Below are 9,010 nucleotides of genomic sequence, written 5' to 3'. Positions count from 1 at the left end.
TCCAGACACTTTTTAGCGACAAGGCCTCCTCTGCGCCTGGCTCGATCACGCAGGTGCGCGAGATCACGTTTGAGCTGATGCGACTTGCCAAAGCGCGCGGGATTTCGATCTTCATCATCGGCCACATCACCAAAGAGGGCTCGATCGCAGGCCCGCGCATATTAGAGCATATGGTGGATGTGGTGCTGTATTTCGAGGGCGATGCAAGCAAGCAGCTTAGAATTTTACGCGGTTTTAAAAACCGCTTCGGAGCTACGAGCGAGGTGGGGATTTTCGAGATGGGGCCGCACGGGCTCGTAAGCGCCAAGGACGTCGCGAGTAAATTTTTCACGCGCGGCAAGGCGGTAAGCGGCTCGGCGATCACGATCACGATGGAGGGTACGCGCGCGCTCGTCGTAGAGATCCAAGCGCTCGTGTGCGAGAGCGGCTATCCGAAGCGTAGCGCCACGGGCTTTGATAAAAACCGCCTCGATATGCTTCTGGCGCTGCTTGATCGCAAGCTTGAGATCGGGCTTGGCGGATACGACGTCTTCGTAAACGTAAGCGGCGGCGTAAAGATCACCGAAACGGCGTGCGATCTAGCCGTCGTCGCGGCGATCGTAAGCAGCTTCAAAAACCGCCCGATCAGCAAAGAGAGCGTCTTCATCGGTGAGGTGAGCCTAAACGGCGAGATCAGAGAGATCTTCAACCTCGATGCGCGCCTGAAGGAAGCCGCGATGCAGAAATTTAAAAACGCGATCGTCCCGATGAAGCCGCAAAACGCGCAGGGGCTTAAAATTTTTCGCGCTACCGAGATCACGCAAATTTTAGATTGGATGTGAGGCGGCGCGCTTCTTGGCTTCAGCTTGGCGGGCGGCGCGAGCAAGCGGAAATAGACTTTGAGCAGCAAGGGACGCGTTGCTTTTGCATGGGCGCGGCGAAGGGCGCAAGTGCGCCGCTTTTTGCATGGCTCACAAGCAAGCGCGAACGGGCTTGATCGCTAAGGCGCGATTTTTGGAATTTCACGTATCGTAGCGGCTCAAAAATTCGTTTGAGCTTTAAAACGGCTCGGCAATGGTGCGGTTAAATTTTAATCATTCGCGCCGCATCCCAGGCCAATACAAGGCAAGCGCTTTGCGGCGCAAAGCCAAGCTCGGTAGGTCCTTGCATCGCGCAAAATTCTATCGCGGCGCACAGGACGTATCGCATAGGGCTAAGAGCCGGTAAAATTTTAGCGGCGCTAAGCTTTCATGTGCAGGCGCGACGCAGATACCGCAAGCAAAGTATCGCGCGCCGAGCCGAATGGGCGCCGCCGTAGCACGTCGCAACCCGAAAAGGCTTGCTAGCGAGACGCTATGCAAGCCAAAGCGCGCAGGTCCGCCTCACGTAGCCAAAAGACAGAGCCTACAAGGCGGCAAGATAGCAACGCAACGAGAGCGCGATGAAATTTTAACGCAGACCGCATAAGCTGTCGGCAAAGCCTAATTCTACGGACAGGCTCCGCGGATAAAATTTCGCAAATTTAGCGCGGATAAATTTTATAAATTTAAACGGAAAGGTGCGTATGAGCCCAAACGTAATCGTAAAATTCGTCATTTTGTTTTTCATCAAGGCGCAAAGCTTAAATGTCAAATTTAGCAAGCTCGACGCCGTCGTATCGCGCGCTTACGCCAAATACGGGATACTGTTTAAGCTCAGCGTGCCGCTACTTGCAGCAGCATCGGTATTTGCGATGTTTAACCTATACGATTTTGCCAAAGCAAACTACGCGCTGACGCTCTTTTTGCTCGCTTTGGGCTCGCCTCTGCTTGCGTATAGCTTTTTTAAGGCGATAAAATCGGCGATGACCTTCGCGCTATTTGTGATCCCCTTTGCGGCGGTGTTTGCGATCATCGCGGTTACAGGCGCACAGAAGCTTGATAACTCGCTAAATTTTAACATCGTCTTTCCGCTGTTTTTCACCCTCGTGTGGTTTGCGATGTCGGTGATCGCCGACGAAGACGTGGCGCAGATAATGAATAAGATCGTATCGAAGCTCTCGACGCTTTTCGTGACGATTTTCATCCTTTACAACTACGAGGCGTTGCATGGGATTTTAACCGCAAGTGCGGGAGGGTATCGAGCGAGCGAGGATGAGCTAAGCGCGCTTGATCTGGTGTTTATGACGATTAGATTTTTTACGCTGCCTTCGATTTTTACGTTGATGATTTTTGAGATCAAAGATTATCTTTTTATCAGATACGACGCGTTCGTACAGGCTCAGCAGGAGCGCATGCAGGATTTAAAAAATTCCAAGGGCTCGAAGTAAAATTTTAAAGTTTAATTCAATCTAATTTTGCGCGCCGTAAATACTCGCAAATACTAAAGATTACGACTGCCATGTGCACGCTGACTTAGGCGCGGCAGTGGGACTAATAAAATTTGAAATGAAATTTTAGGACAAAATTTTGAGATGGAATTTTAATGACACACCGGTTATGCATGGGTTAGAATTTAAAGCCGTAAAGCTTCAAATCCCGACCCCGCAATCAAAATTTAAAATTTTAAAAGAAGCTGTATATGTCGTCTAAAAGGAAGTATTTTTTATCGACGGTGCCTTTGTAGAAAGGCTCGAAAGTATCGTTATACGCCTTTTTGAAAAAGCCCTCTTTGCTAAGCGAGATGAGCGCTTGATTGACGGCTTCTACGAGATCTGCGTTGCCCTTTTGCATCGCGATGCCTAAAAATACGTTCTCGCCAAGACTTTTGATATTAACCTCGACGCTAGGATCTGCGACCGGATAGACCATCACAAATAGATTATCGTCGCACGCGCCGTCGATCTCGCCGCTCTTTAACCGCTTGTAGCAATCGGAGGAATTTTTGCAATACACTAGATTGTAGCCGCCGTCCTTTTGCATAAACGCTTCGCCCGTCGAGCCGCGGATGACGCCTACTTTTTTACCTCGTAGATCGCTCATTTTTTGGATATTGTCGCTTTTTCTGGTTAAAACTCCGGAATTTACCGAAAGATAGGGCATCGAAAACTCATAATTTTTCTTTCTCTCCTCAGTAACGCTTGCAGCCGCGATAAGCATATCCGCCTGATTATTTTGAATGGACGGAAAGCGAGCTTGCGCCGATACCGGTATGAGCTCGATCCTGCCGCCGGTATCGCCTAAAATTTTGCCTCCGATTGCATTAGCAAGCTCTACGTCAAAGCCCTCAAAGCCGTTGTCCGTGACCCTACTAAACGGAGGTTCATTTTCATAAACGGCGATACGAATGACTTTACTCTGCTTTATTTGGCTTAAAGAATTCGCAAATACAAAAACGCAAGATAAAAGAGTTAAAAACAGTGATTTTTTCATTTCAAATTCCTTTTTTATTAAAAAAAGCTGTAAAGATCGTCGAGTAAGAAATATTTTTTATCGACGGTGCCTTTATAGAAGGATTCGAAAGTGTCCTCATAAGCCTTTTTGAAAAAGCCCTCTTTGCTAAGCGCGATCAAGCCTTTATTGATCGCTTCTAGCAGCTCCGCGTTACCCTTTTGCACCGCGACGCCTAAGAATACATTATCGCCTAAATTTTTTATATTGACCTCGACTGCAGGATCTACGACCGGATAGACCATTACAAAAAGGTTGTTGTTGCAATACCCGTCGATCTCGCCACTTTTTAATCTCCTGTAGCAATCGACCGAATCGTTGCAATAAGAAACATTATAACCGCCGTCCTTTTTGATATACGCTTCGCCGGTAGTCTTGCGGATGATACCGATCTTTTTGCCCATCAGATCGCCTATTTTGTGAATATTTGAGTCTTTTTTCGTTAAAATTCCCAAATTCACCGTAAAATACGGCATCGAAAAATCTACGCTGCCTTTACGCTCTTCGGTGATGCTTGCGGCTGCGATTATCATATCTGCCTGATTGTTTTGCAGCATCGGAAAGCGCACTTCGTTCGTTACCGGTATAAGCTCGATGCGGCCGCCGGTAGAACCGAAAATTTTACCGGCTAGCGCATTGGCAAGCTCGACTTCGAAACCTTCAAAGCCCTTCTCACTTGACTTGCTAAAAGGCGGCTCGTTTTCATAAACGCCCACTCTGATAACCTTGCTTTGCTTGATCTCGCTTAAGGAATTCGCAAAAACAAAGATCGCCGACAATAGAATAAGAAAAAATGACTTTTTCATAATTTCCTCCTTGAATTTTAAATTTTTCGTAATTGTAATGTAAATTTTCTTAAAATTTCATTTTACCAAAACTGAAATTATTCCCTAAATTACGAGCTTAGCGATAAAATTTCGCAACTAAAATTTCTAAACATAATGATAGAGGCTTTTTAAATTTTACCGTCTTTGCGCCGGGCTCCGCCTACTCTCATTAATTTTATCGCTTAGCTATAATTCTGTGTGTCTATTAGCGCCGCGCAAAAATAGTACGCCGCTGCGAAATTCTATGGAATTTTATAAATTCCGCAACGGCGCGTTAGTAGAATTTGCAATCCAAATCCAAGCTCGCAAAGTCGGGCAAAATAGCAAGGCTATGTAAGCCTTTTAAATTTTACCTGGCGAGAGCACACAGCTATGCTTACTGCAAGCAAATGCAGGCGAGCCGTACCGCTATGCCCGCCTAAAATAGGCTATAAAGATCATCCAGCAAGAAATATTTTTTCTCCGCAGTGCCCTTGTAATACGGCTCGATAGTCTCGTCGTAGGTCTTTTTCATAAAGCCGTTCTTGCTTAGCTTGACTAGCTCGCCATTTAAGAACTCAAGCAGATCCTTATTGCCCTTAGAAACCGCAATACCCAAGAAATCTGAAACGCCTAAATTCTTAATATTTACTTCAGTATCGCTATCTACGACTGCGTAAGCAAGAACCAACAAATTATCGTGTGCAAAGCCCGCACCCTTGCCCTCTTTTAGAATTTTATAGCATTCATTTGCAGTAGCACAATTTATGATTTCAAAACCCTCTTTTTTAAAATAAGCCTCGCTAGTCGTACCGCTTTCTGCAATGATCGGCTTACCGTGTAAATCAGACATAGTTTTGATCTTATCGCCCTTGCGGGTTAGCACGCCGATATTTACTGCGAAATACGGCGTCGTAAAATCGACCACCTGCTTACGCTCATTTGTGATCGTAAAGGTCGCAAGCACCATATCTACTTTATTTTCTTCCAACACTTTTAAACGCTCACTAGCCTTTACGGGTACGAATTCTACCTTGCCCGCCTTGCCACCGAATATATCTTTTGATAGCGCCTCGGCTAGGGTCACCTCAAATCCTTGAAATTTGCCGTCTTCAAATTTACTAAAAGGCGGTTGCGCCTCAAATACGCCTACGCGCACACTGCCCGATTGCCTAATCTCAGATAGAGTATTTGCCACTACACTACTTGTAAATAGCAATAAAATTCCCAAAATTATCTTTTTCATATCGTTCCTTTAATTACAATGATTAGCCTAGCCGCGCATTCGCGTCGCTTCGGCAAGCCGTCTTAAGCTGGTCGTATATTATTCGCTCACTTCTCCTTTCGATATTTTTTAAAATTTCTTTACCTTTGAAATTTTGCGGCGCATTTTACGCAAATTTCATTTAAAATACATTTAATCTGCGCCGTGATTTAGATCCCAATCGATCTCTCCCAGACCGTGCGCGCGCAGATATTCGTTGCATCTGCTAAAATGCTTGCAGCCGAAAAACGCCCCTCCTGCAAGCGGACTGGGGTGCGCGGCGGTTAAAATGAGATGCTTCTGCGCATCGATCAGCGCCGATTTGGCTTTGGCGAAATTTCCCCACAGCATAAAGACCAAATTTTGCCGCCTCGCGCTTAAAATTTTAATCACGGCGTCGGTGAAAATTTGCCAGCCGAAGCCGCTGTGCGAGTTCGCGCGGTTCGCGCCCACGCTAAGGCTCGCATTAAGTAGCAGCACGCCCTGCTTCGCCCAGTAGCTCAGATCGCCGCTTTCAGGCTCGCTGATACCCAGATCACTCTTAATCTCTTTGTAGATGTTTACGAGACTGGGCGGAATTCGCACGCCGCGCGGCACCGAAAAGCTAAGCCCCATCGCCTGATGCGCGCCGTGGTAGGGATCCTGCCCCAAAATCACCGCACGCACCCGCTCAAACGGGGTGAGATTAAAGGCATTAAAGATCAAATTTCCCGGCGGATAGACGATCTCGCGCGCCTTTGCGGCGAGCAGGTTTTCTTTGATCTTCGCAAAATACTCGCTTAAAAATTCCTCTCTAAGCGCCTCTTTCCAGCCGCTCTCAATCCTCACGTCGTCTAAATTTATCTGCATGCTAGCCCTTTAAGCTTTAATGAATTAACGTCCTAATTTTACAATAAATTTTAAAAATAGTACCGCTCGCACGCGCTGCTGCAATCAAAGACGGATCTCCCGCGCCGCCGCCGCAACCGATCCCGCCGACTTATAGGCGCTGCTATACGATCACGATCAAAAGCGCCATAAATAGCAGCATGGCGATCGTCTTTTTATTATCGTTAAGCAAGCTCTACGGATAAAAAGCAAACAAAATCGCGTAGGCAAAAAGCGCGATTGCGAACTCCCACGGGTTATTATCTCTAAATTTCAACCTATAAGCGACCCGAAAGATATATGCGAAAGCAGCGATAAAATTTGAGCTGGTTTCATGCTGTCTTTGTGATCTCCTATTTCGTCTCAAGTCCATCGTATCGATATTTATTCACTTAAAAACGCTGCGGTCTTAAAATTTTACTCCGCCGATCTTAGCGGCTTTAAAATTTCATCGCACGAGCTTGCCTCTAAGGTCGTAATACGGATAATCCATCGCCGCAGCGGCAGCCTCTCGCGCCTGGATGCCCGCGAATTTCTCGATCACGCAAAGACCAAGCTCTATGGAGCTACTCACGCCGCCTGCGGTAATGATCTCGCCTCCTTCGGGCAGGCTTTCGCACACGAGCCGCTCGTGCACCACGTCCGCGCAGTAAGGCGCCAGCAGATCGTAGCAAAACGGATGCGTAGTCGCGCGCCTACCTCGCAAAAACCCCGCCGCGCCCAGAAGCAGCGAACCGGTGCAAACGCTAAACTTATACTTCGCATCGCGCGCGGTTGCGAGCCACGAGATGAAGCTCGTATCGTCTTTAAGGCGGCGCGTCGCCATACCGCCGGGCACAAAAACCGCATCAAAGCCGCCTAGATCCGTCGTAATCTCGCCCGCATCGATCGTAAGGCCGCCGCTATCCGAAACCTGTCGCTCGCGCGAGCAAAACCTCATCTCAAGCTGCGGACGGACGGCTTTGAGCCTTAGCATACAATCGTAAAATCCCACAAAATCGAGGTGCGTCTGTCCGCTAAACATCACAAGCGCTAGATTTTTCATAATCCGTCCTTTAAAATTATCGCTCGCCTATGAGCTTTCGACGCGGCGCCGTTATAATTTTCAGCGCTGCAGCCGCAACGAGCGTCTGTTTAAAACGCCCATTTAAATTTAGCGACCGAATGCCCGCTCGGCTAAAATTTTAAAATTTCATCCTGTCGGGCAGCAGAAATTTTACCGCCCGCGAATGAAATTTCAGAAGCGATTTAAAATTTTGCGCGCTTTTTATTCCGCTTTACTCAGACCTACAAAAGCCCGCACGCCCGCATAGTGCAGCCTTTTTGAAACATTCTCAAATTCTAAATTCCAAATCCCCTCGTCGTATTTCCATTCAAACGGCGCTTTGTAATTCGTCCAAATTTCATACGCGTGTTCGTTTAGCCGCTCAATCAACGCAGAAATCCCTAAATCGCCGCCCGCTATCTCCATCATCAAATGCCAGTTGTCCAAATCGGCGGGGTCGTCGGTGTGGATGGATTTTTCGCGCGGCAGATAATACACAAAATCGCCCGTATCGAAAGGAAAGAGGGTGTGGCACAGCGCAATGCCGTAAATTTTTTGGGCAAATACGGTCGGAAGCTGCTCGTCCGAATAGCCGAAAGTCGAAACGTATAAAAAGCCGCGCAAAATGCTCGCTAAATTTCTACAAACGGGCGCAAAGGCGTATCTGCATGCCTGCTGCGTTAAGGCGCCGTTTCGAATAAAACTTATGGCGCTATCGATCTCTTTTCTTCTTGCTTGCACGTATTTTATCTTTTTAAACCGCCAAGCTTGCATCAGCTGCAAAGAATTGTCGATTGAGCGCAGATGCTTGTCTCTTTTTTCATCCGCCGCGCCGCTTAGCTCCGCGATCCTCGCAGCAGCCTGCTTCCAAAACGGAATCAGGGTTTGTACCCATCCCAAGTAGCTCAGATAAAGCGCGTCCGGCTCCTCCTTTTCAAAAGCCGCTCTCATCTGCGTAAGTTTTATCATAGCTGCCCTTTTGTATCTAAATTTATCCCGCGCGCTACTCTTCGCCTTGCGTCTTCTCGCCCGCCATGCAGCTTTGGAATATAAATTTATGCTCCTGCGGCAGCGCTTCGTAAATTTTACCCGCAAGCTCGCGGATCTCCCAAAGTGCCGCCTTGCTAGAGCGCAAAGCGAGGAAGTTTTGCAAGCTGCGTGCGTTTATGCTCCAGCTAAGCTCGCTCTTGTAGCACTCGGGCAGGCAGTATTTTGCGATATCAAGGCTGATCGGGGTTTGTAAGATTACACGCAGGTTTTCAAGAGCCGCTATGCTTGCGTTATCGACCGCTTCATTGCCCGTAAGCACGATGTATCGCGCGGCGTTTTCGAAATCCCCTTGCGCGAAGCTGTCCTCGCCGCGCAATTCTTTGAGAGTGTAGCGCGTGGATTTTACGCTAAGGCTTGCTAGGCGGTGGCGCGCCAGCTCCTGAAGCAGCGCGCGCGAGATGCCGCTGATGTAGAAGTTGTAGTAGAGGTGTTCGAGCGTGCTTGAGTGCTTGAGTTGGTTGCCGACGCGATCTATTAGCGCCAGGTCTTTGGCGCCGCCGCAATCGCCGCGCTCAAAGCTCTGCCAGCAGGTGCGGATCGCGTTTGAGCAGACCCAAAGCGGAGTGAAATTTAGAAGTTTGACTTGCATGTTTATCCTTTGAAATTTTAAACGCATTTTAACGCTATCGCA

At 47.9% G+C, this 9,010-nt stretch carries 10 protein-coding genes; 3 read left to right on the top strand and 7 right to left on the bottom strand.

Features of this window, described 5'->3' with window-relative positions; all coding sequences use genetic code 11:
• The 3 genes from Q0256_RS09985 to Q0256_RS09975 form a co-directional block, all read left to right on the top strand.
• On the top strand, positions 1 to 821 hold an 821-nt coding region (locus Q0256_RS09985; protein ID WP_297962645.1), incomplete at its 5' end, for a magnesium chelatase domain-containing protein.
• A gap of 460 nt (positions 822 to 1,281) precedes the next feature.
• Positions 1,282 to 1,446: a hypothetical protein gene (locus tag Q0256_RS09980; RefSeq protein ID WP_297962643.1), complete on the top strand. Its 165-nt coding sequence runs from the start codon at positions 1,282 to 1,284 to the stop codon at positions 1,444 to 1,446.
• Positions 1,447 to 1,543: 97 nt separating this feature from the next.
• Positions 1,544 to 2,287: a hypothetical protein gene (locus Q0256_RS09975; protein WP_297962641.1), complete on the top strand. Its 744-nt coding sequence runs from the start codon at positions 1,544 to 1,546 to the stop codon at positions 2,285 to 2,287.
• Positions 2,288 to 2,522: 235 nt separating this feature from the next.
• Here the strand turns inward: Q0256_RS09975 and Q0256_RS09970 are convergent, their stop codons facing one another.
• The 7 genes from Q0256_RS09970 to thyX all read right to left on the bottom strand — a co-directional run bounded on the left by Q0256_RS09970 (position 2,523) and on the right by thyX (position 8,968).
• On the bottom strand, positions 2,523 to 3,329 hold the full coding sequence (locus Q0256_RS09970) for a transporter substrate-binding domain-containing protein (RefSeq protein WP_297962639.1): 807 nt from the start codon (positions 3,327 to 3,329) through the stop codon (positions 2,523 to 2,525).
• Positions 3,330 to 3,346: 17 nt separating this feature from the next.
• Positions 3,347 to 4,153, bottom strand: a complete 807-nt coding sequence (locus Q0256_RS09965; RefSeq protein WP_297962637.1) for a transporter substrate-binding domain-containing protein — start codon at positions 4,151 to 4,153, stop codon at positions 3,347 to 3,349.
• A gap of 439 nt (positions 4,154 to 4,592) precedes the next feature.
• A complete protein-coding gene (locus tag Q0256_RS09960) occupies positions 4,593 to 5,399 on the bottom strand; it encodes a transporter substrate-binding domain-containing protein (protein WP_297962635.1) in 807 nt (268 codons plus the stop codon).
• 171 nt (positions 5,400 to 5,570) lie between these two features.
• Positions 5,571 to 6,266 carry a uracil-DNA glycosylase gene (gene ung, locus Q0256_RS09955; protein WP_297962633.1) on the bottom strand — a complete coding sequence of 232 codons (696 nt, stop codon included), beginning with the start codon at positions 6,264 to 6,266 and terminating at the stop codon, positions 5,571 to 5,573.
• Positions 6,267 to 6,732: 466 nt separating this feature from the next.
• Entirely contained in the window at positions 6,733 to 7,329 is a 597-nt protein-coding gene (locus Q0256_RS09950; RefSeq protein WP_297962631.1) for a DJ-1/PfpI family protein, read from the bottom strand.
• A 222-nt stretch (positions 7,330 to 7,551) separates the two neighbouring features.
• Positions 7,552 to 8,298 carry a hypothetical protein gene (locus Q0256_RS09945; RefSeq protein WP_297962629.1) on the bottom strand — a complete coding sequence of 249 codons (747 nt, stop codon included), beginning with the start codon at positions 8,296 to 8,298 and terminating at the stop codon, positions 7,552 to 7,554.
• A 34-nt stretch (positions 8,299 to 8,332) separates the two neighbouring features.
• Positions 8,333 to 8,968, bottom strand: a complete 636-nt coding sequence (gene thyX / locus Q0256_RS09940) for an FAD-dependent thymidylate synthase (protein ID WP_297962627.1) — start codon at positions 8,966 to 8,968, stop codon at positions 8,333 to 8,335.
• Positions 8,969 to 9,010 lie beyond the last annotated feature (42 nt).

Origin of the sequence: uncultured Campylobacter sp., assembly GCF_937949835.1 — a bacterium.
GTDB lineage: Bacteria > Campylobacterota > Campylobacteria > Campylobacterales > Campylobacteraceae > Campylobacter_B.
The sequence above is the reverse complement of the archived record's forward strand: the minus strand, read 5'-3'. Positions and strand labels throughout refer to the sequence as shown.